Genomic DNA, 22,518 nt, shown 5'->3' with positions numbered 1-22,518 from the left:
GAGGACACATCGCGTCCCGAATGACGGGCTACGATGGGAGCATACCGTCATCGACAGCAGGAGGAGACCGATCATGGCCAAGAACATCGCAGACGGCGACATCATCTGGACGCAGCGCAAGCGCAACTGGTGCCGCACCCCGTTCACGTTCACCACGTACACTCTGACGGCCGACGAGCTGGCCACGCAGAGCGGTCTGCTGCATCAGAGCTTCGACACCGTCAAGCTGTTCCGCATCGTCGACATCACGATCTCGCGCACGCTGCTGCAGCGCATCTTCGGCTTGAGCACGATTCTCATCGACGCGATGGACCAGTCCACCGGCGGCAAGATCGTGCTGAAGAACATCATCGACGGTTTCGCCGTGCGCAAGGAACTGCAGCACGCGGTGGATGCCGCCCGCAATGTCAACCGCGTCAGCACCCGCGAGTTCATGGGCACCGGCGACGGCTACTACGGCGGCCCGGACGGACCCGACCTCGACGGGGACGGATACCCGGATTTCCCGGCCAGATGATCGCTGCGGCACACCCGGTCACGGGAAACGGGAACGGGTGTGCCGGATGAGGAGAATGCGATGAGCGGCTATGGCATGAGCGTCAACGACACGACCATCTGGTGGCAGGTGTATCCGCTGGGATTCACCGGCGCCCCGATACGCCCGTCCAACGAGGGCGAGCGGGCGTTGACGCCACGACTCGACGCCATCATCCCGTGGCTTGACTATCTCATCGACATGGGCGCGAACGGCCTACTGCTGGGGCCGGTGTTCGCGTCCGAGACCCACGGGTACGACACGGTCGACTACTATCGCATCGATTCTCGGCTCGGCGATGACGCCGCGTTCGACAGGCTGATCGATGCATGCCGTAGCCGGGGCATCCGCGTGATGCTCGACGGCGTGTTCAACCATGTTGGGCGCTCGTTCCCGGCTTTTAGGGACGCGCTCGCCGGCCACGGCCACGAGTCGATGTTCCACATCACGCGAAATGCAGGCGGGGGAGTGGACTATCGCCGGTTCGAGGGGCACCCCGAACTGCCGGAACTCAATCATGACTCGGAAGAGGTCGTGCGGCTCGTCACCGATGTGATGTTGCATTGGCTGCGGCGTGGAGCCTCCGCATGGCGGCTGGACGCCGCCTACGCCGTGTCGCCGGCGTTCTGGACGCGTGTTCTGCCCGCCGTGCGGCGCGAATTCCCCGACGTGTGGATCATGGGCGAGGTGATTCATGGCGATTACCCCGCGATTGTCCGGCAATCCGGCATGGATTCACTCACCCAGTACGAGCTGTGGAAGGCGATTTGGAGTTCGCTCGAATCCGCGAACTTCTATGAACTGGATTGGAGCCTCAAACGGCACAATGAGTTTCTGGAGTCGTTCGCGCCGCAGACGTTCGTCGGCAACCATGACGTGACACGCATTGCCAGTCGTGTAGGAGATGCCGGAGCCTCCCTTGCGATGACCGTGCTGTTCACCGTCGGCGGCGTGCCGAGCATCTATTACGGCGACGAGCAGGCGTTTCGCGGCGTCAAGGAGGACCGCATGGGCGGCGATGACGCGGTGCGGCCGGCGTTCCCCGCATCGCCGGATGATTTGCCTGGCACGGGGGAGTGGATGTATCGCCTGATCCAAGGGCTGATCGGCATCCGCAGGCGCAATCCGTGGCTCACCCACGCCATGACGACGCCGGTGACGGTCGACAACAGGCGGTACGCCTATGATGCGGTCGGCCATGGCGGAGAACGTTTGCATGTCGAGCTGTCGCTCGACCCGGCACCTCATGCGGTCGTCAGCGGCTCGGACGGCACGGTGCTCATGCGCGTGCAGCACGGCGACTGACGGTCATCCGCCGATTCCTCGGTGAATGGATGCCTATCTCGCTTTCGAGGGGTTGATTCGGTGACGCTGAAACATCTATCTGCGTTTCAAGGGGTTGCCGGCCAAGTATCCAAGCTTCAGGAACCGCATGACTTCAATGGCAATCCGGCCGGAATACTCCGGATATCGCAATCTGGCAACCCCCTGAAACGCAGATAGATGTTCCTTGAGTGTGGAATCAACCCCTCGAAAGCGAGAAAGCGGAGCGTTTTCTTTTGGTTGCCTGCCGGAGAGCGTGCGTAAACGAAAAAACCGGTCGAAATCGACCGGTTCCAATCTGTGGAGCTAAGGGGATTCGAACCCCTGACCCTCTCCATGCCATGGAGATGCGCTACCAGCTGCGCCATAGCCCCAAATTCATTTATCAGCTGCTTTTTGAGCCGATTGATAATTTACCTCAAGTCGGTATGAAAACCAAACTGGGCGTGTCGTACAGCCTCCGTCACCCGCGTCATCCGTCTCACCCGCCCAAAGTCCCATCTGAGGACGGCTAAATGGGACTTTCATCGGATAAGGGGCGACATATGGGTGTGGGGAACGTGGCCGGTGGGCCGCTTATCCGGCGAAAGTCCCATATGCGGCTGTTCTGGTGGGACTTCCGCGGGATAAGCGGCCGGATACGAGTGGACTGCTTGATGTCACGCCTAGTTGCCGGACTTGCCGGTGCCGGTGGAGCCGCCACCGGAGGAAGGACCCGATCCGGATCCCGACGACGACCCGCTCGACGAGGAGCCGGAGTCGGAACCGGAACCATTGGAACCGGAGTTGGAGCTTGCTCCGTCGGAGCCGGAGTGGCCCGATCCGTTGCCGGTTCCGTTGCTGCCTGAGCCCGACCCGGAGGAGTCGGAGCCTGAGGAGTTTCCGTTGCCGGTTCCGGTGGAGTCGGAGCCGTTGCTCCCGTTCGAGCCGTTTGATCCGTTGGAGCTGGAAGACCCGTTCGACGAGGAGGAGTCAGAACCGTTACCCTGAGTGGAATCGGTCGATCCATTGCCACTGTTGGTCGAGCTGTTGCTGTCGCCAGTCGAGCCCTTGCCGGTCGAATCGGTGCCGTCCTTCGTTGTCGAATCCTTGGTGTCGCTGTTGCCGTCGGTCGTGTCGTCCTGCGGTGCCTGCTGCTTGGGTTCGGTCGGGGTGTTCGACTGGCGCACCCAGTCGCGGACCACAGTATCGGTTCCCTGACCTTGGGTGATGGCGAGGATGACGCCGGCGGTCGCGCCTACCGCCACCAGGGCGCTGACGACGGCGACGATGATGGCGGTGCGCTTGTTGCGCTTCGCCCGATCGGCCTCTGACCTGAAGGTAGCGGACCTGGAGGCCGTGAATCTGGCTGCGGCAGGCCGGGCGGACGTGCGCATGCCGCTTGGCGTGGCGGCGCGGGCCGAGGACGGTGGCGCCGGCACGGGGGAGCTCCCGCTCGCAATTGTCGCATCGGCATCCACCGGGGCGTTGCCGATCAGTTGCGTCTCATCGCCGTGCGACAGCCGCCGTGCGGCGTCCGAGGCGATGGTCCGCGGACCGTGACCGAGCTCGCGTGATGCGGGGGCCGGCAGCGCCACCGGATTGGCGATGATCGCTGTATGGTCCTGCGCATTGGCGTCGGTGGAAGCGGTTGTATCCGTATCAGCCGCCGTCTCCGTAGCGCCGTCGTCCTCGTCGCCCGTCGTCCCCGCGACATCCTGCAGTTTCCGGCCGGATTCGTGCAGTACGTTCTGATAGATCTGTGACGAGACCGCCGACACAATCGAACCGATCGCCACGCCGATCACCGAACCGGCGATGCCGATTTTCGCCGATAACAGGAACGAGGTGACCGCCGCCAACGCGCCTGCCGCGATAGACGACAGCGAAATTCCCTTGAAAAAGTTCTTCATGTTGAACGACGCTAGCGGTTCCTTCTCGAACTTGACTTATCTTGCGGCGAAAAATGCTGAAAAATCACACGGTTATAGCTGAATCTGCACAATCGTGCGACTGATTCGGGAGAACGGCCATGCCGGCCCGGTCGAATCAGCGGACGACGATATCAGTATGGCCGGAGCCGACCTCGAAATGATACCGTGCGATGCCCAGGCAGATATCGGCCTGAACGCCCTCCAAAGGCTGCGCGAGAACCGTCTTGCCGTCCTCCAGCAGGGTGAAGCGCACCGGCTGCTTACCCAATGCGCTCGGAGCCAGCGCCACCGCGCGAAGCCCCGACAGGAACCAATCCGGAGCGCCGGAGAGGTCGCCGTTCTCCACGGCCCCGAGCTCTTCCAAAGGCTTGCTGCGATGTGCCCGGCCCGGTCTGTTGCCATACCCCAAGGCCAGGGCGGCGGGCATGCGCTCGCCCTCGCCTAGCCGCCAGCGTCCGTCATGGTCGTGTGTCTCGTGCAACACCACCCAACTTGAGCCCATCCCCAGCTGCGTCGCCGTCAGGGCAAGGCGCTCGCCGTAATAGCCGACCTTGCGGTCCAGCTGTGCCGGGTCCTCGTCGTCGGAGCCGATCAGGGCGATGCAATAGCGGACGTTCTTGAAGCGACCATAATGGGTCGGGCATCCCCCGAACGCATCCGTGTCGTCCTGCACCAGCTGGACGTCGAGCCCGCCGTCGGCGTTCGCCGCGTCCACGGCCTCATTCAACGCGCGAAGCGTATCGTCATCGATGGGCCGGTCGCTGAAATCGCGGACCGCGTGGCGCCGCTCCATTGCCTCGACGATGTTCATACATATTCTCCTTATACAGGCTTGCGCTGCCGCTCGACGCCGTCCATAATGAAGACGATGACGGGTCGCGATGAGGACGGTGGCTTCACCCAACATATTCCATCCAATATCCTAGCCACGGCGCGGGCCTGCGTGCATCGTGTCGTCCGTCGTTTGCCCGGATTCCCGGGCCGGGGGCCGCGCGCGGCCATCCGCCCGCGACGCCGGGCGCGGGATATGCGGGACGCACGACTATGGAGGGCGGAACGATTATGATTCGGCGATATCGTGTTTCGAACGGGAATGCCGCGGGCGGAAGCGGCGGAAACGGCCGCGAGGAAGGCCGAGAGGACGGTCGCGATGATGGACGCAAGGCCAGTCGCGCGGTTGGCCGCGCGGTGGCCGCCGCGATGGTGGCGCTCCTGATCGTGTCCGCTGTTTTGGCGGGTTCATGGCTATGGTCGCGCCGCGACGGCATCATCAGCGGGGTGAAGGCGTTCGGCGTGAAGGCCTCGTCCATGTACTCGCACACGCGAGAGCCCGACACGACGGTGATGCCGCCCGACGTGTCGCGGCGCAGGTATCCCGTGTTGACCAGCCCGGTGGATTTCAACGGCAACGGTGTGGACGACTATACGGACATCATGCGCGGGGCCCGCAAGGATGCGCTGGCGCACCCGGCATACGACGACGGCTACTACCAGGGCGGATACCCGCCCGCCGACCGCGGCGCCTGCGTCGATGTGGTGTGGCGCGCCTTCCGGAACGCGGGATACGACCTCAAGGCCATGGTCGATGCGGACATCGCCGCGGACCGCGCGTCCTATTCGTCGGTGGCCGCCAAACCCGACCCCAACATCGACTTTCGCCGTACCGGGGTGCTCGACGTGTTCTTCGGCAAATACGGAATCACCCTCACCAACGATGTCAACGATCATGCGCAATGGCAGCAGGGCGACATCGTCGTGTTCGACCGTGTCAAGCATATCGGCGTGATCTCCGACAAGCGGGACGCTGACGGGTTCTCCTACGTGCTGCACAATATGAATCAGCAGCGGCGTGAGAACGATTATCTTGCGTTCTCGCGCCGCATGGGCGTCACCGGCCACTACCGCTGGGACGCGTCTCGCGTGCCGAAATCCGTGTTGCGCGCGTGGAAGGGCTGAGACGCCGCGCGGCGCAGGTGAGATTATTCACAGTCGGCTGATTTCGCTATGAGGCCACAGGCGTTTGAAGTAGGCTGATATGTGGAATAACCAGTGTGACCATCACCAAACGAAAGGATCGTGCACTATGGCAACGCTCACCGCCGACATGAAGACGTTCATCGAAAACAACCTCGCGTGGATCACCACCGTCGACAAGGACGGCAACCTCGATCTCGGCCCGAAGATGTCGATGTTCGTGCTCGACGACAACCACCTCGCCTACCACGAGCGCACCGCCGGCCAGCACTACCGCAACCTGCAGGACGGCGGCCCGCTGGTCGTCGCCGTCGCCAACCTGGCCGAGAAGAAGGGCTACCGCTTCCGCGGCACCGTGACCCTGCACACCGACGACGACATCTATGACGCTCAGGTCAAGGTCGCCGAGGAGAAGGGCACCAAGAAGCCCGCCGCCATCCCGGTGCTTGAGATCACCGAGATCCAGGACCTGTCCTCCGGCGCCACCGCAGGCAAGACCATCGACAAGGACTGACCGTCGACAGGTGCCGGTCGTCGGCGAGAACCGATGACCGGCATGTGACCAGAAAGGCGCGGTTCGGGCGATGCATGCCCGAACCGCGCCTTTCTGGTCTTTCGATACCGGCTTTCGTGCAACGCTGTCGGCTGCGGCCGGCAGCGGAACGGCGACGGAGGGCCGGCGACGGCTTGATGTCAGCGGATGCGGTAACGATGCCCCCGCTGCGTGATGAAGAATCCCATGCGCCGCATCTTGCGCGTCAATGAGTAGAGCGTGCCGTCCATGATGTCACGCTGCTCGAAGATGCCCGTGCCGCAGACCTTCTCCAGCAGCTCGTCGAAGCTGAGGAATTCGCCGTTCGCCCGGATCAGCGTCTCCAGTGTCGTGTATTCGCGCGCAGACAGCGCCAGCGGCTGCTTGCCGCTGCGATAGAACGCCTGCCGATTGCGCGTGTCGAGCATGAGGTCGCCGTGGATGAGCGTGGTCTCGTCCGCGGCTCCGCCGGATTCCAGCGCGTGCACGTAAGACAGCAGTTCGGCGTCCGAGAACGGCTTGACGATCGTTTCATCCGCGTGAATGGGCGGGCCGCTGGAAGCGCCGTCCAGAGACGATGGGGGCGCGGCCGGCCGGGCGGCCTGCCCGTCGGCCTTGGCCCGGCCTGCCCGTCGGCCTTGGCCCGGCCTGTTTTGCGGATCGTCGGCAACGGGGTCTGTCGTCTGACCTGCGGCGTGTCGTCCGGGTTCGCCTTCGGCGTGCGCGGGGGAGTGGAAAGCAGCAGCGTGCGCGGCCGCACGGCCGTGCCGGTGCCGTCGCCGGCCTTGCCGTCCATGAGCCGGGACAGGCTCCGTCTGGTCTCATCCAACAGATCATGCGCAGACAGGTCGTCGATGATGACCAGATCCATTGGTGTGCCGTGCGGCCATGCGCCGGCGAGCGAATCGACATCCGACGCGGCAGACACCGTGTGCCGGGCGGATTCCAGCGTGCCTTTCACCGCGGAAGCCAACGCCGGATCGCTGGTCACGAAAAGAATGTCCATTGCGCCTCCTGCCTATGTAGCTACTCCCCACTGTAGTCCGTCGCCGTGTGTTCGGGTGACCGGTCGTCACAATATGGGGCGCCGGGGGGGGCGAGGAGGACACCCGCCCGGGCCCCGTCCGGCCCTCGCCGCGTTTCCCGTGCTTCCCTTTTCTGCGGTTCTCTTCTCCTTCCTGAGGATGAATGCCGCCCGTCGTGGCCGAAGCGCTCGTCGTCCATATCGGTCTCATGGCGGATGGCCCGGCGGCCTGCGACTCGGCTACAGTGAAACCAACAGGGGAGGAGCAGACGATATGGGATTCTTCGAGAGCTTTTCGGCGCCGTTCATGATGTCGGTGGCGTTATGGCCGCTGGTGTCGTTCATCGTGACCGTGCCCGTGCTGGCCATGCTGTACCACCGGGACAACCGGCTCGGCTTCGGTGCGGCGCTGTCGGCGTACGCGACGGTGCTGTATCTGATCGGCCTGCTGTGCTTCACGCTGTATCCGATGCCGGACGATCCCGCAGCGTACTGCGCCACCCACCATCTGCATCCGCAGCTCAATCCGTTGCAGTTCATCGGTGATATCCGCGCCGACGGGCTGACGGCGATCCTGCAGATCGTGATGAACGTGGTGTTCTTCGTCCCTCTCGGCTTCATCATGAAACGGGTGTTCCGCTGGAAATTCGCGGTCGCCCTGCCGGTCGGCTTTCTCGCGTCGCTGCTTGTCGAGACGATGCAGCTGACGGGGGTGATGGGTGTGTTTCCCTGCTCGTATCGTCTGTTTGACGTGGACGATCTGATATGGAACACGTCGGGCGCCGTGATCGGATACGGTTGCGCCATGCTGTTCGACCGGCTGTTCCCGCCGCGGCGCACGGATATGCAGACGGTCACCCGGCCGGGGTTCGTGCGTCGTTTCGTGGCATTCCTCATCGACATGGGACTGGTCGTGGTGTGCGCGACCCCTGTGGGCGTCGCCGCGATGGTGCTGGTCACGATGATTTCGGGCCGTCCTGGCGCCGACGTGCAGCGGATGCGGCTGCTCGGCCCGCTCGGGTTCGGGGACATCGCGATGCTGGTCATGCTGGTGCTGTTCGAATGGGTGATTCCGTGGTTCAGACAAGGCCGCACTCTCGGCGGCAGCTACACGCATATGACCTGCGAGACCACGCCGAGGAGCGGCGCTCGCCGCGTGGCGTTCTATGCGGCGCGGTTCGCCGCGATATGCTGCGTGGTGTTCTGCGGGCGCGTGCCGTGGGCGGGCGCGGTGATATTGGTCATGGGCGTGTTCTGGCTGGTCCGCGGACAGATGCCGTACGACTTGATCTGACGTCGCTCGCCGCGTCGTCGGTCCAGCTTTCCGGGACAATGGAATCATGAGCAACAACATACTTGTCATCACCAGCAACCCCGAAAAGGACAGCATGACGGATGCCGTGGGTGCGGCATTCGCGGCGGGCGCCGTCGAGCGCGGCGCGTCGGCGGACGTGCTGGACCTGTACGATGAAGGATTCAATCCCGTGTATTCTGCGGCCGACCGGGCCCATTATCTCGGCCATGCCCCGATGCCCGAGGACGTCGTGCCTATCCAGCGCCGGCTCGCTCAGGCGGATGTAATCGCCTTGGTGTTCCCGATCTACTGGTATACGATGCCGGCGATGGTCAAGGGACTGTTCGACCGCGTGATCTGCCGCGGGTTCGCCTATCATCCGGACGGCACCCCCGGCGCGCTCGCGGACAAGACGGTGCGGGTCATTATGCTGACCGGCAGCTCGCGGCAATGGTATGAGTCCGACGGCATCGGCGAGTCGTTGGACAATCAGATCTGCCGGCAGACCTTCGCCAAGTACTGCGGGGTGAAGGACGTCGAGCTGGTGTACGTCGACAACCTGTCCATGGGCGACGATTCGTCCGACAAGCGTAAGGCCGCCGCGGCCCAACTCGAAGGCATCCGTCAACTGGGCGCCAGCCTGGCGTGACGCCCATAAGCCATCACCGCCGAACGAGCCGGCGGCCGATATATGGTGCCGCTCGACCCGCGGTGGCTCTCACACGCGCATGTTCGGGAAATGCAGGCGCATGAAGTCGTCATCGAAAGCTGCCCGATATGCTGCGCGAACCAGTTGTCGAACACCGCGCCGTTGGCGCGCTGCCCGTACAGGAAGATCGCGGGCGGCGTGACCACGGAGTCGATGAGAATCCACGCCAGCAGTATGGTCGCGAGCCGCGTGTGCCACGTGTCGTCGATGAGATGCACGAGCCACAGGACGAGCGGCAGGATGAAACGGACGATCAGATAGCACAACAGCCCCCAGAACAGCATGAACGGGACGGTGGTGCGCCCGCCGATGTTCAGCGGCTCGTTCGCATAGTTCCATGACCGGCTGCCCAGCAGATACTGTTGGATCAGACTCATCGCGAACTCCAGCATGCCGCCGGCGAGACCGCCGACCAGCACGACCTTCCACCCCCGGTCGATACGGCGCAGCGCGATGACGATGGCCAACGCGGAGACCGTACACGTAGTTGAAGGGGGTGAGGATCGATCCGTTGCGGTACTCGAACATGCCTTTGGCCTGGTATGCCCAGATGGTCTTGTGCACGGTGCCGATCAGGCCTGCGAGCGCGTAGACGAACACACAGTCCGCCCAGTCGCGAGGGCGGGGCTACCTGCCCAAGAGATTCGCGTCCATCGACCGCAAGACCGGCAAGCCGAAGACGGCGAACATCGTGCTCGCCATCGCGGCCGAGCTCGTCATCATAGGAGTGCAGGTGCTGCCGTTCTCCCCGGCCGCGCTCAAACCCGCATCATGGGTGATCGTGGTGGTGTGGATCGTGCTGGGACTGGTGTTGCGTCTGATGAGCCTGCGCTCCCGGCGCGAGTGACGCATCGCCGTCGCCGCCCGCAAGCCGCAGGTAATCGCGGTCGTGGGATTTGCGTCGGGGTACGAACCGGCTGATGACGGAAACGCCCTTGCCGCGGTTCTTCACATAGATGAACCCGATGACGGAGAACACGACCGCGCCGATGAAATTGACGATGAGATCCTCCATCGTGTCGATCAGGCCGATGTCAAGATAGCCGCCAAGGCCGAGGTCGCGCCCATTGACCGCCACCTGCGTGATGTCGTTGATATGAATGGCGCGATTGGCGTGGGCCGGATCGAGCATCACTGAGCTGATCGAATGCACGACGGCGTCCTTCTGCATGTCGAATCCGAACAGCATGTCCATCGAGAATTCGAAGAACTCCCAGACCACGCCGATCGTCATCGAGAAGCAGAACGACACAATCGCCAGGTACAGCGGCGACAGCTCGAACTTCGCACGGTCCGAACGGTTGAGCAGGTCGACCAGCGAAAAGCCGATGGCGGCCGCGAGGAAGCCGTTCATCGTGTGCAGCACCGTGTCCCAGAACGGGAAGATCTCATAGAACGAGCTGATCTCGCCCAGGATCTCAGCCGCGAACACGAACACCAATACGATGACCTCAAGCGCGGACGGCAGTTCGATGCGGAACCGTACTTGGACGAACGCGGGCGCCAGTAGCAACAGCAACGTCAGGATGCACAGGAACACGGCCTCATAGTCGCCGTTGAAGAATTCCAGCACCGCGACAGCGATCACCAGCACGCGCAACACAACATACACCGCGAACGAGCTTTTGTGCTCCCGGATCTCCATGCCTATGGCGGCTTCCATGGTCTTCCAGCGTGCGCGCAACGGCGGTTTGTTCTTCGATTCGCCCATCGCTCCAGTCTATCGGCGACGGGCTGCGCCCGGTGGCGGGCGGCGTGTCGGTGCTTATCGAGCAGCTGGACATACCGTGGCCTGCGGGCATGGGCGGCATGGAAGAATGCGCTGGTGAACAGTCGCAGGATGGTGCTGCTCGAACCGTAATTGAGCGGCGAACGGGTCCAGCCGTGCAAGCCTACCGTGGATCACTGGTCGAGTAGCCAGAACTCGCCGAGATCACGGGCGATCATGTCGAACGGCGTGGCGCATCGGGCCTTGTCCTCCCAAGAGAGCACGACCTTGTACATCAGATGGGCGTTGACGCGCACGTCGATCGGCACGTCCCTGTCGACGCACGTGATGCGCAGCGGCCCGTAGCGGTAGACATGCCGTGATCCAGGATTGCGGCGTCGGAACAAGAACGACATGGACGGCCCTCCCTGTGATGCATTGTATCGGACGGCAGACCGTCGAACAGACGCTGTCGCTGTTCGGCTCCAGCGTCGTGCAATACGCTATTTTCTGGTACCTGGTCTTGCGGTCGAACTCCGGCATGGTCATGACCGGAGCGATGGTCGCCGCCGCCCTGCCGCAGGCAATCGTCTCCGTGTTCGGGGGTGTCTGGGCTGACAGATGGAACCGCAAACTGTTGGTCATGCTTCCCGATGCCGTCATCGCGGCCGTGACCATATGCCTGTCGGCAAGTATGGCCGTCGGCTGGGGTGATACCGGGCTGATTCTTGTCGTTCTGGTCATACGTTCGGCAGGCGGCGGAATCCAGACCCCGGCCGTGCAATCGTTCATCCCGCAGATCGTTCCGGAGGCGTGGTTGCTGCGCGTCAACGCGATTAACGGCACGTTGCAGACGGCGATCAGCATCGCCTCTCCTGCAATCGCCGCAGCCCTCGTCAACCTGATGCCATTGTGGATGATCATGCTCGTCGACGTGTCCACGGCGATTGTCGGCATAGGCTTCGTCGCGCTGATTCGTTTGGATGATGCCCGTCTTCGTCGTCCGGGGGAGAGCTCGGATGACGCCCTGCGCGCCACATCGATTTCGGTTTCGTCGTGCTCTCCAATTTCGCTGACAGGCTTGCCGCGCCCACGTACGCGCTCATGCAAAAGGAGAGCGACGTGTCCCTGCAGGGGCGGGTATTGGGTCTGCTGATCTCGGTCTCGGCATTCGGAGTGCCTGCGGGCATGCTCGTGTTCGGCCCGCTCGCCGATGTGGTCGATGTACGTCTGCTGTTCGTGGTCGGCGGTCTGATGACCGTTCCGATCGGTGCCTATGTGATGAGATCCGCGCGGCGAAATCGGGTCGCTGAGTGAGTGACTGACGGGGTTCATCGTGCGACACGCCCGAATTGTGTAGCAGGACTGTCTTACATGTTCTGCGGGAATGACGGAACAAGGCCGTTTTCCGGGATGCGTGCTTGCAGTTCTGCTGCGCAATTCGGGCGTGTCGCGCAGCGTCTCGCTTTGCCGGGCTCGCCGGCGATGTGCGGATGAGCTGCACGCGCGGGTTGATTGTGCGCGCTGTCCGTGAGATGGAACCAGGCGTCTTATACCAGCCGGGCGGCGGGTGTGGATGTCATGACAGCGGCCGGAATCAGGCCAGCGTCGCCGTGATGGTGAGATCTCCGGTCTCGGTGCCGGCCCACACGCCGTCCGTGCGGTTCCAGCGCATGCCGTTCGCGCGCAACGAATCGATGCCGTAGCGCCGTGCATGGACCACCAGCCAGGCCGTCGCTTGGCGGCATAGCCTTTTCCCGTTTTCGGTGTCGGTTCCGGCCGACATTGTGAACGTCAGTGTCTTGGACGTGGTCTTGCCCGAGCCGTCATTGGCCGCGGAATTGTCGGCGGCCTTGTCGCCGCCGTCGTCTTGCGTCTTCGAGGAAGGCTCCAGACTCGACGGCTGCGATACCATGACGGTCGGGAATTCGTTGCGGAAATCACTGGTCAGACCATCCATGTCCGCGTCCGAAGGCTGCGCCGGCTCCAGCGCGCACGCGACACCCGCGCCGGTCTCGCCGGTCAGACCCGCCGCCCATGTCCGCGCAAGATTGGTCCAGTCGGCGTGCCTATCCGGATATTGCGAACGCTGCACTGACTGCGCCGCGTCCTCGACGGGGACGGACTGCCAGTTCGGCACCTTGACCAGCTCGTCGTAGAACCTGTTCGCCGCATACGTCTCGTCCATCAGCTGCTCTTTCGCGCCCCACCCCTGACTGGGACGCTGCTGGAACAATCCCACGGAATCCCGGTCGCCGTAGCTCAGGTTCATCAGCCGCGTCTCCTGCATCGCCGTGGCGATGGCGACGGTCGCGGCATGATCGGGCAGGCCCCGTTTGACTGCCGCTCTCGTGATGATTTCGGCGTTCAATGCCTGTTCAACGGACAGCATTTCCTTGTTGTCGCCGGAAGACAGCGTCGCGGAGCAGTAGGCGTCCGACGCCCGGCGTGGTTCAGGGCCGGAAGCGGGCCATACGAAGCGCATCAGTCGTGGAATCGAGGCGAACAAGGCGATGGCCGCGCACAGCATCACCGCGACGATGATCACGGTCCGTCGCATGCCGTGACGCGGCCGTTCCCGACGCGCGGCGGGTCGTGCGTGCCATGTCGGCGACAGCTCATGCCGGATCGGCGGTTGCCCATCACGAGGCGAGACTGATCGCGTTCGCCGAGCCGTTCGTCGTCCGGCCATCTGCTCACCTCCAGAGTCGTTTCCGCGCAGTGTATCTGTTTTGCGTGTCGTTACGTGTCTATCGTGCCATATGATGCTGCGATGCCATGGCATCCCGCAGGATGATTTGTGCGGGGCGTGGCGAGAAGCATGTTCCGTGGCTGCCGCGTGCCTGCCTGCCGTGGCCGTTTGCCGTGCCCGTTGCCATGGCCGTCGTGTCTTCCGCCGTTCCGGCCATCCCGCGAAGCGCCCCATCATCCCCAAAGTCCCATTTGCTCCGCCCAAGATGGGACTTTGGGCGGATGATATCGGATAACAAGCGGATAGAATACTGCTGTCATGTGACTTATGCTGCGCGTACAGTGGCAGGTATGTTGGATCACATCACATTGCATGTGCGGGACGTCGGACGCAGCATCGCTTTCTACGAGCATGCGCTCGCGCCACTCGGCTACATCGTCAAGGCCCACCACGAGCCCACGTTGGGTTTCGGCGTGGATGACGGGACGCCGCACTCCGACTTCTACGTGTCCCCGCTGGATGATGCCGCGCTCGCGCCGCCGCCCACGCATATCGCGTTCCTCGCCCCGAACCGTGAGGCCGTGCGGGGTTTCCATGCCGCGGCGCTCGCCGTCGGCGGCCGAGACAACGGCGCTCCGGGACCGCGCCCGTATCATCCGGGGTACTATTCCGCATTCGTGCTGGATCCGGACGGCAATAACATCGAGGCCGTCGTCGACTGGGCGGGATGGTTCGAAAACCATCGCTGACAGGCGGTGCGAACGATTGTTGTACGACTGTACAACAGCGTCGGGCTGATGCCGGTACATTCGTACATCAGGTGTTTCGGATATCTTCGACGACCCCGAGCCTGATCGGCAGGTATCCATGCCGATCGGCGGCACACCGCATGATCGACCATACGCCTGCGCGACAGGATGACGGCCATCCACCCGTGGTACGCGCCCGTCGTGCGTTGGATGACAATCGGCTGCATGCCGGACGCGAACCGGGCCGTAAACGTCTGCGACATCAACGGGCAGCAGAACCACCAGACGAGAATCAGCATCGACCATTCCGCCAGATGGCGGTCGCGGCTCAGCCGCAACCACAGCCATGAGAAGTTCGTGAACCCATAACTTACGCTCATCCACAGCAGCACCCAGAACGTGCTGCCGCCGCTGATCGAACGTGAATGCGTCAGCAGATTGAACGCGCCGTAGCCCACGGCGAAATACACGCCGCCCATCACCAGTCCGACCAGCAGCGTCATGTATTTGCGACGCCACACCAGCAACGCCGCGAAACCAATCAGAAACGCCACATCCAGCCAGATGTACGTCGGCATGAACTCCCGCCGCGCGATGACGTCCGACACGTCCATGAATCCCCCTCCGTTGGCTTTCACCGAATGTTCCTGTGTCAGGGTATATGCCCACCGTTGGTCGGGCCGGTGTAAGATGACGGATTGGTTGGGCCGGCTGGGCCGGTGAAAATGGCGGAGTCGGCTTGGGCTGTCGACGATGAGTCGCGGTTTCCGTGCGTTTGCGTTCCTAAGTGCGCGCCGAACCGGCAAGTGCGCGCACATAGCAACGCAAATGGCCCTGTTTGCGTTCCTAAGTGCGCGCGGTCGTCGTTTCGGCGCGCACTTAAGGACGCAAACGCCTGTTGCGTTCGTCTACACGCGGCTCCGTCGTCCGCCGCGGCTCAGCCTGTCGGCGGAGGCTGCCCGTGCCGGCCGTGCGCTCAACCGTATCGGGGAAGAAGCGCCGATCTGCGGCAGAACTAGAACAGCCGCATGGGCTCCTCGCGGTTGATTGGACGGATCAGGCTCGGCCCGTCGCCCTCCGGCGGAGCGACCTCATGGAAATGCAGCCGCGCGGACAGCTCGGCACCGGCCTTGCGCATCGGCGCGAGCAGACGGGCGCCGTCGATTGAAGGATCCAGCCACTCGGACGTCATACCGGCCGGCACCAGCAGCGGCATACGGTCATGCACCGTCGCCGGCCCATCCACCGCAGGGCACGTGAGAATCGTCGCCGTCAGCTGCCATAGGGATGCCGCGGAAGGCCGCCGCCACGAATACAGCCCGGCCATCGCAAGCGCCGTCGATTCCATCTCCGGGCTGAAATAGAACGGGCGCCGCCCCCTCCACTCGTAATACCCCGACGCCGGAATGATCGTGCGCCGGGAGCGGGTCGATTCCGCGAAGGTGGATTTGACGTGAGCGGATTCCACCCGCGCGTTGTAGGTGGGGTAGGGCAAGGTCTTGCCAGGACTCCAGCTGGGAATCAGCGACCAGTATGCGCCGGTCAGGTGTCGATGCCCGTCTTTGCCCTGCGCGATGACGGCGATGTTCTGCGTTGGGGCGATGTTGTACGAGGGGCGGGGGAGAACGTCGCCGCGCACGTCTTCCTCGGCCACCGAGAATTGCGCCGCGATGGCGTCCCAATCCAGGTCGAGCGCGAATCTTTTACACATTCGTCCAGTCTATGATAAGAATCTGTGCGCCGAGAATGTCTAACTGCGACCGCCACACACGTCGCGGGGACGATGCAAACGGGGCTGAATGAGGAGGATTATGCCTATTGCCTGGCATGAGGGCGGTGTCCATGTTCCTTCTGCTGCGGGCAATGGCGCTGCGTCGGCCTGTTCGGTAGCTTGATTTCGGCTCGGAAGGTGCCGGGTGAGGGCCTGCTGACGGCGAGCGTGGCCTGCATGGCGTCGGTGCATGCCTTGGCGATGGACAGGCCGAGTCCGTGCCCGGGCCTGTTGGCCATGCGGGTGTCGTCGCCGCGGTGGAACGGCTGGATCAGGTCCTCTGCGTCCGCGGCGTTTTCTGGAGGTCTGGTGGTGCTATCGATGGTGATGATGGTGTGGTTTTCGCCGGCTTGGACGGTGCAGGTTATGGCATGGGGCTGCGGAGCACCTTCTCCGAGACGCGGGTTCGGAGCATGGCCTTGACCCTTCGGTACCCGTACCCGCCCTCGGAAGCGGTGAACGCCCCGGCCGCCCGGACGCGCAGGCCGGGCAAGCATGTCATCGAGCCGAGCGAACACGCCGGCCTCAACCGGTCGATCAACAGGGTCTTCTCCCTGTCCGACAGGCGCCGCAGGCCGGCACCCGCGCCGAACAGTTCGGCGGCCCGCTTCCGCCGCATGCCGCCCGGCAACGGACATATGATATCCTTTCGCCCAGTCTCCAAGAAAACGTCCGCACCCTGTTATCCGGGTGGGCTAGTATGGCGGAAACGAAAGGGCGAGAATGCGGTTGACGGAAGTGTGGCGGGCGGATCCGGAGCGGACGTTTGAGCTGTTCTCTGAGTTTCCGGCGGACGAGAACGGGTTCGAGAACCAGGCGGCCGGCATGGACCGCGAGCGGTTCGCCGTGTATGTGCATGAGCTTGAAGAACAATCGCGTGGCATCGGGCTGCAGCCTGGCTGGGTGCCGAGCAGCAAGTACGTTCTCATCAATGATGAGGGTGCGTATGTGGGAATCTTCAATTTGCGGCATCGCCTGAACGACAATCTGCGTGTCGGAGCCGGGCATATAGGCTATGGCATCGCCCCTCAATATCGCGGCCGTGGATATGCCACAGTCGGCTTGCGGCTCACGCTCGACAAGGCGCGTGAGCTCGGCATTGACGAGGCGTACCTGAGCGTTCATAAGGACAACCGGGCAAGTCTTGCGGTGCAGCAGCATTGCGGGGCTCGCATCGATCACGAGGATGGGCTGGAATACTATACACGCATCAGCACGGCACCCGAACCAGGGAACCTGCCCAAGGCGGAATTCATGTTCCCCGGACCTGAACGTGACCGTCTGGTAGGGCTCATTCTTGCCGGAACGAAGACCGCGACCGCCGCATTGATGATTGAATACGAAGAGGATGATGAACCGCTGCCGCAGGTCGGCGAACGCTCGGCACTGGTGGATTCCAGTGAACGGCCGGTGGCCATACTCGTCACCACCGCGGTTGATGTTATTCCGCTTGGGAAGATCACCGACCGGCACGCCATCGATGAGGGCGAGGGCGACACCACGGCTGCCGCGTGGAGGCATACCCACGAGTCCTTCTGGAACGCGCCGGAATACCGCAACGAGTTCGCTGACCCGGATTTTCCGCTGAACGATGACTCTCTTGTGGTGTTCGAGCATTTCAAGGTCGTGCGACTGTTGGACTCAATGGCAAACAAGACGGCAGACGGCTATGAACAGCAAGTATGAGGTGATCAGGCAATTTGTCGCCGCGCATGGCGGTCGCGCCGAGCTCATCGAGCATGAGACGGCGATCGAAGATTCATATCATACGCTCGCCATCGATCCGCGACTCGTCGTCGAATGCAACGTCATCGCCGGCTGTTTCAACGGCGAGGATTTCGTCAAGCCGCTGTGATTCAAGAACCGAAGCTGATGTCCAGCTGCTCAATCACCTTACAGTCAGTCCGGGCCTGCTGTTTTCGACGATAATGGCAGGTGACGGGCGCACGATTGACATGATGGGTGGCAAGGCGTGATCAGAACGTAGTTCTCGAATCTCATCCAAGCCGTCACGGCTATCGCACTTTTCGAAGGCTCAGCACGAAGCCGGCCGCGCACAGGGCCATGACGATGGATATGGCAAATGCCGCCGTAAAGGTGCCGGTCACGGTCTTGACCGCCGAGGTGATGGAGGGCCCCACCGCCTGGCCGAGCGTGGTGGCTAGGTTGAGGATGCCGAGATCCTTGCCGGCATCCTCCTTTCATTGCCGACATCGATCTTTCTCAGACCGCGGTGGCCCGCAAGCGGCGTCCGTTTCTGGGACTGAGACGGCCCGAGTGGTACGCATGATGGAAACTGAGTCGGGAATCGGCATGCTGACGGTCAGCATGCCGACGGTCAATTACGTCGTAATGGCTGAGCTTAGACGGATATGAGACCTTGCGATGGGAGGATGGACGGACCATGATCGCCGCAGGCCGCACGTTGCTGGAGCAGGCCAGAGAGCTGCAGGCACTGGCCCAGACCGGATTGGCGTACTGCAAGGATCCCTTCGACCGGGAGCGTTACGAGCGCATCCGCGCGATAGCGGTCGACATGCTCGCCATGCAGGCCGACGTGCCGGCCGAAGAGATGCGCCGGCTGCTCAGCGCCGGATACCCGACGCCGAAACTCGATACTCGCGCGGCCATCGCGACCCCGACTGGGTGACGCTGTTCGAGTGAATCCCATCACTGTGCGCGAGTATTGTCACGCTGAGACCTGAATGAGGAGCGCATGGCCACACCAGCGCGAAAATGACCCAGATCGGCATTGTGTGGCAACGGTTCTGCCACACAATGCGATGTTTTCCTTAACATTCGCTGGTGTGGCCAGCGTTGATTTATCGGAACCGCCATTTTGCAACGTTTTGTCATTCGCCGTCTTTCGCCGTTATTTCGCTGCGTGCCACACCACGTCATATTCGGGTGAAAATGGCCTGGTGTGGTACGGTCCGCATGATCTGATTGTCGGTCATGCCGGGAGGGGAATGATATTTGTTCGGTGTTCTCGTCTCGGATCGGGGGAGAACGGCGAAATCTTTCGACTCGTCGCGTGTCGCGTCTTGCGGTTGATGCCGCGTAAAGATCTATCCTGTTGGCAGCGTCGCAGCCGCCGAGCGATGGGCGCGGCTGGATGCGGAGGAGCGCAGTCGGCTCTCACGGATTCGCGAAAGCCGACTGAGGCAGTCGCAGGATTCCATGCTCGCCGATGCCGAGCAATGGAGGCGGTTGTTCGATACGGGAGTCACGTCGGATTCGCCGGAAGCGCAACGGCTGGCCGCGCAGATTATGGACAAGAACATCAAGGCCCAAGTGCCGCAGGATGCGGAAGAACAGGCCGCCATGCCGTTGTCAGACACGCTCGGCGTCGTCCGCTCCGCTCTGTGCGGCGACCCACGCTTTGCCGATCCGTGTGGAGCGGCGCTGTACGGCAGCAAGACGTGCGCAGACTTCGCCAACGAGGCCACTCGCATTCACGTTCAGCGTCTTGCACAGCAGCTTGAACGACAGCTGGACCAGCGGCCGGCTAGTAGTTGATCATTTCGAGTTCCGGCCCCATATCCTCGGTCTGGGTCAGTCCGGTCTCGTGGAATCCGATGTGTCGGTAGAATCCCTGAGCGTTGGTGTTGAAACCGACGACCCACAAGACGAGCCGGTCGTTGCCGACTGCCTGCCGTCCGGCTTCGACCAGAGCGCGGCCGACTCCGTGGCGATGCTCGGATTCCAACACGTACAATGACGCCAGTTCCGCGGCCTCGGGCCGATTGATCGGGGACCGCGGAGTGCGCAGCAGTTCGATGAATCCGACCACACGGTCGTCAGCCAACGCGATCAGCACAACCTGGTTGGGGTCGGCGGCGTGGCCACGGGTCAGCTTGAGTGCGAATGCCGGGGTGATCGCATCCACGATGTCCTGCGGGATATGCCCCTGATTGAGCTCGCGCCATGTACGCGATTGGACTTCGGCCTTCTGCATGAACCACTGCGGCTCGATGGGAACAATGCGGGTTGTCATGTCTTGCATTATATGCCGTTGGCAGAGACGCCCGTTCGTGAATCAGGCGATCATCCTCGCCATCTGCCGGTGTTCGGCATCGCGCCATTCGCCCGCGGTGATGATGCGGTAGACGCGGTCATAATGACGGTCGATGAGCGGGTAGTAATCCTGTTTCGACTCGGCGACGACGTGCAGGCCGCACTTGGCCTGAACTCGCTCGGATTGCGTGTTCTCGGCGAAGTGGCCGCCCCATACCGCGTCCTTGCGCAGCGTGTCGAAGGCGTAGCCGAGCACGGCGGTCAATGCTTCGGGCATGTATCCCTTACCCCAGAACGGCCGGCCGATCCAGTATCCGACTTCCAGCGCGTTGTCGCCAAGGTACTTGCCGTAGCGTTTGGTGAGTTCAGGATCGGAGGCAACGGCGTCGGCGGTGTAGTGGCTGACGGGCATGAGCGCGATGCTGCCCACAGGCGCGTTGCTGTTCGGCGCGCCGCCCTTGATGGTAATGGCCCAGTTGTTTTCGACCGCGAGGATATTGCGTATGTCATGCATGCTGCCTTCGACGCTGGTGTGTGGCGGCCAGCCGCATCTCAGCCCGATTTCCGGATCGCTGGCATACCGGAACAGCGATGCCGCCTCAGCCGCGTCATCGACCTTCCAAGGGCGCAGCAGCAGTCGTTCGGTCTCGATGGTGTTCATGGCGATTCCTCTCGTTCGTTTGCCCGTCGGGTACGGGCAAGGATAACACCTAACACCGTATCAGGGGGGGCGGGTCGTGCGGCAGGATGCCAAAACTCGCAGATAGGGGGCCTTTCCCACCGAAAACGGTCGTATCTCCAAGTTTTGGCATCCCGTTGCGTTATGTACGCTTGACATCCCGCGGGCGCAAGCCAATCATGGGACGCATGGGCATCGCAATCAAACGGATATATGAGTCGCCGGAGGCGCCGGACGGGTATCGCGTGCTGGTCGACCGTCTGTGGCCTCGCGGCATGACGAAGGAGCGCGCGGCATTGGACCTGTGGATGAAGGACGTCGCCCCCTCTCCCCAGCTGCGCAAGTGGTTCGGGCACGATCTCGCCAGATTCGCGGAATTTCGCGCCCAATACATCGCGGAGCTCGATGCCAACGCTGCTGCCGAGGAACTGCTGCGCATCTGCGCGGAGTATCCCGACGTGACCTTGCTGTACGCCGCCAAGGACCCTCAGGTCAATCATGCCCTGGTGCTGCGCGATTATCTTGAGGATGCGACTGCGGCGAAATGAAAACGGCGCCGACCCGCCACGACAGCCGGGAACCATCGCCGGGAAACGATACGAATGAAGGGACAACACGGATGAAGGAACTGTATATCGGATCGCACCTGTCCACGGCAGGCGGGTGGAGTGCGCTGCTGAAACGCTCGCATGAGGAACACGGCACCACATTCGCGTTCTTCCCGCGCTCGCCGTACGGGCGGCCATCCAAGGCGCTCAACCCGTCCGAGGCCGACGCATTCGCGCGGCAGCTGACGGCCGAGCATTACGGCCCGCTCGTCGTCCACGCTCCCTACGTCTACAACCTCGCCGGCAAGGATCCCGACAAGCGCGAGTTCGCCATACGGGCGCTCGCCGAGGACATCCGACTGCTGACGCCGATCCGTGAGACCGGGCAGGAGATATACATCAACATCCATCCCGGCGCGCACGTGGGGCAAGGGCCCGATCGCGGATGCTCTCTGATCAGCGACGGCCTCAACCGCGTGTTCGGGCTGGAGCCGGGCATCATGGTGCTGCTGGAGACGATGGCGGGCAAGGGCACCGAATGCGGGCGAAACTTCGAGGAGCTGGCGACCATCATCGACGGCGTCGATGACAAGGCGAACGTGGGCGTCACCGTCGACACGTGCCATGTGCTGGACGCCGGTTATGATCTGGTGAACGACTTCGACGGCGTGATGCGGCAGCTGGACGACGTCATCGGGCTCGAACGCGTCAAGGCGGTGCACGTCAACGACTCCCAGTTCGGCCTGTCATCGCACAAGGACCGCCACGCCAACATCGGCGACGGTCGCCTCGGCATCCCGTTCTTCACCAGAATGGTCAACGACCCGCGTCTGTCACGGCTGCCGATGATCCTCGAAACCAAGGAACTGACCGAGACCACGCATCGCGAGGAGATCGCCCTGCTGCGCGGTCTCGTGCAGTGAGCGTACCAGTGGCCGCGGCCGCGTTCTCCGTGGCGGTGACGCGACGGGAGACGCCGATAGCGCCGTCTTGTGCTAGCGTGGTTTGTCCGGCGAACGTGACGCGCGCCGAGCCAGGACGAGTGGAAAG

General features: G+C 62.9%; 27 protein-coding genes, 1 tRNA gene and 1 pseudogene. 16 read left to right on the top strand and 13 right to left on the bottom strand.

Annotated features, from left to right (window positions below):
• Positions 1–73: 73 nt before the first annotated feature.
• Both BBBF_RS05540 and BBBF_RS05535 read left to right on the top strand, forming a co-directional pair.
• Positions 74–517 (top strand): PH domain-containing protein, encoded by a 444-nt coding sequence (locus BBBF_RS05540; protein WP_003813451.1) that lies wholly within the window; start codon positions 74–76, stop codon positions 515–517.
• Between the two features lie 60 nt (positions 518–577).
• The gene (locus BBBF_RS05535) at positions 578–1,840 is read left to right on the top strand and encodes an alpha-amylase family protein (protein WP_003818123.1); all 1,263 of its coding nucleotides are present in this window, start codon (positions 578–580) and stop codon (positions 1,838–1,840) included.
• Between the two features lie 319 nt (positions 1,841–2,159).
• On the opposite strand, the gene BBBF_RS05530 is transcribed toward BBBF_RS05535, so the two are convergent.
• From BBBF_RS05530 to BBBF_RS05520, 3 genes are all read right to left on the bottom strand, one after another.
• Positions 2,160–2,232 (bottom strand) — tRNA-Ala (locus BBBF_RS05530).
• A 291-nt stretch (positions 2,233–2,523) separates the two neighbouring features.
• Positions 2,524–3,750: a hypothetical protein gene (locus tag BBBF_RS05525; RefSeq protein ID WP_021648502.1), complete on the bottom strand. Its 1,227-nt coding sequence runs from the start codon at positions 3,748–3,750 to the stop codon at positions 2,524–2,526.
• 136 nt (positions 3,751–3,886) lie between these two features.
• Positions 3,887–4,582: a nitroreductase family protein gene (locus BBBF_RS05520; protein ID WP_003813444.1), complete on the bottom strand. Its 696-nt coding sequence runs from the start codon at positions 4,580–4,582 to the stop codon at positions 3,887–3,889.
• A 251-nt stretch (positions 4,583–4,833) separates the two neighbouring features.
• Between BBBF_RS05520 and BBBF_RS05515 the strand changes: the two genes are divergently transcribed.
• Entirely contained in the window at positions 4,834–5,727 is an 894-nt protein-coding gene (locus BBBF_RS05515) for a DUF1287 domain-containing protein (RefSeq protein ID WP_033510116.1), read from the top strand.
• A 127-nt stretch (positions 5,728–5,854) separates the two neighbouring features.
• On the top strand, positions 5,855–6,259 hold the full coding sequence (locus tag BBBF_RS05510) for a pyridoxamine 5'-phosphate oxidase family protein (protein ID WP_021648500.1): 405 nt from the start codon (positions 5,855–5,857) through the stop codon (positions 6,257–6,259).
• Positions 6,260–6,438: 179 nt separating this feature from the next.
• On the opposite strand, the gene BBBF_RS10325 is transcribed toward BBBF_RS05510, so the two are convergent.
• Positions 6,439–6,765, bottom strand: a complete 327-nt coding sequence (locus tag BBBF_RS10325; protein WP_021648113.1) for a winged helix-turn-helix domain-containing protein — start codon at positions 6,763–6,765, stop codon at positions 6,439–6,441.
• A gap of 810 nt (positions 6,766–7,575) precedes the next feature.
• Between BBBF_RS10325 and BBBF_RS05500 the strand changes: the two genes are divergently transcribed.
• Complete coding sequence (locus tag BBBF_RS05500; protein WP_021648112.1) at positions 7,576–8,595, top strand: VanZ family protein; 1,020 nt, start codon at positions 7,576–7,578, stop codon at positions 8,593–8,595.
• A 46-nt stretch (positions 8,596–8,641) separates the two neighbouring features.
• Positions 8,642–9,244, top strand: a complete 603-nt coding sequence (locus BBBF_RS05495; protein WP_021648111.1) for an NAD(P)H-dependent oxidoreductase — start codon at positions 8,642–8,644, stop codon at positions 9,242–9,244.
• Here the strand turns inward: BBBF_RS05495 and BBBF_RS05490 are convergent.
• Positions 9,220–9,771 (bottom strand): putative ABC transporter permease, encoded by a 552-nt coding sequence (locus BBBF_RS05490; RefSeq protein WP_021648110.1) that lies wholly within the window; start codon positions 9,769–9,771, stop codon positions 9,220–9,222. The two genes, BBBF_RS05495 and BBBF_RS05490, sit on opposite strands and share 25 nt — an antisense overlap.
• Before the next feature lie 224 nt (positions 9,772–9,995).
• On the opposite strand from BBBF_RS05490, the gene BBBF_RS09965 reads away from it, so the two are divergent.
• A complete protein-coding gene (locus BBBF_RS09965) occupies positions 9,996–10,151 on the top strand; it encodes a hypothetical protein (protein WP_162175199.1) in 156 nt (51 codons plus the stop codon).
• Here BBBF_RS09965 and BBBF_RS05485 read toward each other — a convergent pair.
• The gene (locus BBBF_RS05485; protein ID WP_033510118.1) at positions 10,074–10,967 is read right to left on the bottom strand and encodes a hypothetical protein; all 894 of its coding nucleotides are present in this window, start codon (positions 10,965–10,967) and stop codon (positions 10,074–10,076) included. The two genes, BBBF_RS09965 and BBBF_RS05485, sit on opposite strands and share 78 nt — an antisense overlap.
• A gap of 239 nt (positions 10,968–11,206) precedes the next feature.
• On the bottom strand, positions 11,207–11,428 hold the full coding sequence (locus BBBF_RS10320; protein WP_021648107.1) for a hypothetical protein: 222 nt from the start codon (positions 11,426–11,428) through the stop codon (positions 11,207–11,209).
• A 17-nt stretch (positions 11,429–11,445) separates the two neighbouring features.
• Between BBBF_RS10320 and BBBF_RS05475 the strand changes: the two genes are divergently transcribed.
• Both BBBF_RS05475 and BBBF_RS10315 read left to right on the top strand, forming a co-directional pair.
• A complete protein-coding gene (locus BBBF_RS05475; protein WP_021648106.1) occupies positions 11,446–12,168 on the top strand; it encodes an MFS transporter in 723 nt (240 codons plus the stop codon).
• On the top strand, positions 12,135–12,329 hold the full coding sequence (locus tag BBBF_RS10315; protein WP_226800907.1) for a hypothetical protein: 195 nt from the start codon (positions 12,135–12,137) through the stop codon (positions 12,327–12,329). Before BBBF_RS05475 ends, BBBF_RS10315 begins: the two co-directional genes overlap by 34 nt.
• Before the next feature lie 280 nt (positions 12,330–12,609).
• Here BBBF_RS10315 and BBBF_RS05470 read toward each other — a convergent pair whose 3' ends face one another.
• A complete protein-coding gene (locus BBBF_RS05470) occupies positions 12,610–13,572 on the bottom strand; it encodes a hypothetical protein (RefSeq protein WP_021648103.1) in 963 nt (320 codons plus the stop codon).
• Between the two features lie 482 nt (positions 13,573–14,054).
• On the opposite strand from BBBF_RS05470, the gene BBBF_RS05465 reads away from it, so the two are divergent.
• Positions 14,055–14,453 carry a VOC family protein gene (locus BBBF_RS05465; protein ID WP_014760296.1) on the top strand — a complete coding sequence of 133 codons (399 nt, stop codon included), beginning with the start codon at positions 14,055–14,057 and terminating at the stop codon, positions 14,451–14,453.
• Here BBBF_RS05465 and BBBF_RS05460 read toward each other — a convergent pair.
• From BBBF_RS05460 to BBBF_RS10595, 3 genes are all read right to left on the bottom strand, one after another.
• On the bottom strand, positions 14,369–15,067 hold the full coding sequence (locus BBBF_RS05460; protein ID WP_021648100.1) for a hypothetical protein: 699 nt from the start codon (positions 15,065–15,067) through the stop codon (positions 14,369–14,371). The two genes, BBBF_RS05465 and BBBF_RS05460, sit on opposite strands and share 85 nt — an antisense overlap.
• Before the next feature lie 401 nt (positions 15,068–15,468).
• On the bottom strand, positions 15,469–16,164 hold the full coding sequence (locus BBBF_RS05455; protein ID WP_013389990.1) for an SOS response-associated peptidase: 696 nt from the start codon (positions 16,162–16,164) through the stop codon (positions 15,469–15,471).
• A gap of 104 nt (positions 16,165–16,268) precedes the next feature.
• A complete protein-coding gene (locus BBBF_RS10595; protein WP_331709029.1) occupies positions 16,269–16,721 on the bottom strand; it encodes an ATP-binding protein in 453 nt (150 codons plus the stop codon).
• 226 nt (positions 16,722–16,947) lie between these two features.
• Here BBBF_RS10595 and BBBF_RS09555 point away from each other — a divergent pair, with 226 nt between their 5' ends.
• The 4 genes and pseudogenes from BBBF_RS09555 to BBBF_RS05420 all read left to right on the top strand — a co-directional run bounded on the left by BBBF_RS09555 (position 16,948) and on the right by BBBF_RS05420 (position 19,743).
• Positions 16,948–17,910 carry a GNAT family N-acetyltransferase gene (locus BBBF_RS09555; protein ID WP_014760293.1) on the top strand — a complete coding sequence of 321 codons (963 nt, stop codon included), beginning with the start codon at positions 16,948–16,950 and terminating at the stop codon, positions 17,908–17,910.
• A complete protein-coding gene (locus tag BBBF_RS05430) occupies positions 17,894–18,079 on the top strand; it encodes a hypothetical protein (protein ID WP_003813408.1) in 186 nt (61 codons plus the stop codon). The genes BBBF_RS09555 and BBBF_RS05430 overlap by 17 nt, the downstream gene beginning before the upstream one ends.
• 549 nt (positions 18,080–18,628) lie before the next feature.
• A pseudogene (locus tag BBBF_RS05425) lies at positions 18,629–18,871 on the top strand (NUDIX hydrolase N-terminal domain-containing protein); the annotation flags it as partial.
• Between the two features lie 533 nt (positions 18,872–19,404).
• Positions 19,405–19,743 carry a hypothetical protein gene (locus tag BBBF_RS05420; protein ID WP_003813401.1) on the top strand — a complete coding sequence of 113 codons (339 nt, stop codon included), beginning with the start codon at positions 19,405–19,407 and terminating at the stop codon, positions 19,741–19,743.
• On the opposite strand, the gene BBBF_RS05415 is transcribed toward BBBF_RS05420, so the two are convergent.
• Both BBBF_RS05415 and BBBF_RS05410 read right to left on the bottom strand, forming a co-directional pair.
• A complete protein-coding gene (locus BBBF_RS05415; protein ID WP_021648095.1) occupies positions 19,733–20,230 on the bottom strand; it encodes a GNAT family N-acetyltransferase in 498 nt (165 codons plus the stop codon). The two genes, BBBF_RS05420 and BBBF_RS05415, sit on opposite strands and share 11 nt — an antisense overlap.
• A gap of 33 nt (positions 20,231–20,263) precedes the next feature.
• Positions 20,264–20,902 (bottom strand): GNAT family N-acetyltransferase, encoded by a 639-nt coding sequence (locus BBBF_RS05410; RefSeq protein ID WP_014760289.1) that lies wholly within the window; start codon positions 20,900–20,902, stop codon positions 20,264–20,266.
• Positions 20,903–21,108: 206 nt separating this feature from the next.
• On the opposite strand from BBBF_RS05410, the gene BBBF_RS05405 reads away from it, so the two are divergent.
• Both BBBF_RS05405 and BBBF_RS05400 read left to right on the top strand, forming a co-directional pair.
• Positions 21,109–21,468 carry a DUF488 domain-containing protein gene (locus tag BBBF_RS05405; protein ID WP_021648094.1) on the top strand — a complete coding sequence of 120 codons (360 nt, stop codon included), beginning with the start codon at positions 21,109–21,111 and terminating at the stop codon, positions 21,466–21,468.
• 71 nt (positions 21,469–21,539) lie between these two features.
• On the top strand, positions 21,540–22,391 hold the full coding sequence (locus BBBF_RS05400) for a deoxyribonuclease IV (RefSeq protein ID WP_014760288.1): 852 nt from the start codon (positions 21,540–21,542) through the stop codon (positions 22,389–22,391).
• The last annotated feature ends 127 nt before the right edge of the window (positions 22,392–22,518 follow it).

Source organism: Bifidobacterium bifidum ATCC 29521 = JCM 1255 = DSM 20456, from assembly GCF_001025135.1.
In the GTDB taxonomy this organism is placed as follows: Bacteria; Actinomycetota; Actinomycetes; order Actinomycetales; family Bifidobacteriaceae; genus Bifidobacterium; species Bifidobacterium bifidum.
This window is presented reverse-complemented; position numbering and strand designations above follow the sequence as displayed.

Coding starts and splice junctions, on each gene's coding strand:
- BBBF_RS10320 (WP_021648107.1), bottom strand. CDS start 11,428: ATGTCGTTCTTGTTCCGACGCCGCAATCCTGGATCACGGCATGTCTAC.
- BBBF_RS05535 (WP_003818123.1), top strand. CDS start 578: ATGAGCGGCTATGGCATGAGCGTCAACGACACGACCATCTGGTGGCAG.
- BBBF_RS05475 (WP_021648106.1), top strand. CDS start 11,446: ATGCATTGTATCGGACGGCAGACCGTCGAACAGACGCTGTCGCTGTTC.
- BBBF_RS05415 (WP_021648095.1), bottom strand. CDS start 20,230: ATGCAAGACATGACAACCCGCATTGTTCCCATCGAGCCGCAGTGGTTC.
- BBBF_RS05520 (WP_003813444.1), bottom strand. CDS start 4,582: ATGAACATCGTCGAGGCAATGGAGCGGCGCCACGCGGTCCGCGATTTC.
- BBBF_RS05460 (WP_021648100.1), bottom strand. CDS start 15,067: ATGGACGTGTCGGACGTCATCGCGCGGCGGGAGTTCATGCCGACGTAC.
- BBBF_RS05515 (WP_033510116.1), top strand. CDS start 4,834: ATGATTCGGCGATATCGTGTTTCGAACGGGAATGCCGCGGGCGGAAGC.
- BBBF_RS05405 (WP_021648094.1), top strand. CDS start 21,109: ATGGGCATCGCAATCAAACGGATATATGAGTCGCCGGAGGCGCCGGAC.
- BBBF_RS05410 (WP_014760289.1), bottom strand. CDS start 20,902: ATGAACACCATCGAGACCGAACGACTGCTGCTGCGCCCTTGGAAGGTC.
- BBBF_RS05455 (WP_013389990.1), bottom strand. CDS start 16,164: ATGTGTAAAAGATTCGCGCTCGACCTGGATTGGGACGCCATCGCGGCG.
- BBBF_RS05485 (WP_033510118.1), bottom strand. CDS start 10,967: ATGGAAGCCGCCATAGGCATGGAGATCCGGGAGCACAAAAGCTCGTTC.
- BBBF_RS05465 (WP_014760296.1), top strand. CDS start 14,055: ATGTTGGATCACATCACATTGCATGTGCGGGACGTCGGACGCAGCATC.
- BBBF_RS05540 (WP_003813451.1), top strand. CDS start 74: ATGGCCAAGAACATCGCAGACGGCGACATCATCTGGACGCAGCGCAAG.
- BBBF_RS10595 (WP_331709029.1), bottom strand. CDS start 16,721: ATGCTTGCCCGGCCTGCGCGTCCGGGCGGCCGGGGCGTTCACCGCTTC.
- BBBF_RS05470 (WP_021648103.1), bottom strand. CDS start 13,572: ATGCGACGGACCGTGATCATCGTCGCGGTGATGCTGTGCGCGGCCATC.
- BBBF_RS09555 (WP_014760293.1), top strand. CDS start 16,948: ATGCGGTTGACGGAAGTGTGGCGGGCGGATCCGGAGCGGACGTTTGAG.
- BBBF_RS05420 (WP_003813401.1), top strand. CDS start 19,405: ATGCTCGCCGATGCCGAGCAATGGAGGCGGTTGTTCGATACGGGAGTC.
- BBBF_RS05500 (WP_021648112.1), top strand. CDS start 7,576: ATGGGATTCTTCGAGAGCTTTTCGGCGCCGTTCATGATGTCGGTGGCG.
- BBBF_RS05430 (WP_003813408.1), top strand. CDS start 17,894: ATGAACAGCAAGTATGAGGTGATCAGGCAATTTGTCGCCGCGCATGGC.
- BBBF_RS05525 (WP_021648502.1), bottom strand. CDS start 3,750: ATGAAGAACTTTTTCAAGGGAATTTCGCTGTCGTCTATCGCGGCAGGC.
- BBBF_RS05400 (WP_014760288.1), top strand. CDS start 21,540: ATGAAGGAACTGTATATCGGATCGCACCTGTCCACGGCAGGCGGGTGG.
- BBBF_RS05495 (WP_021648111.1), top strand. CDS start 8,642: ATGAGCAACAACATACTTGTCATCACCAGCAACCCCGAAAAGGACAGC.
- BBBF_RS05510 (WP_021648500.1), top strand. CDS start 5,855: ATGGCAACGCTCACCGCCGACATGAAGACGTTCATCGAAAACAACCTC.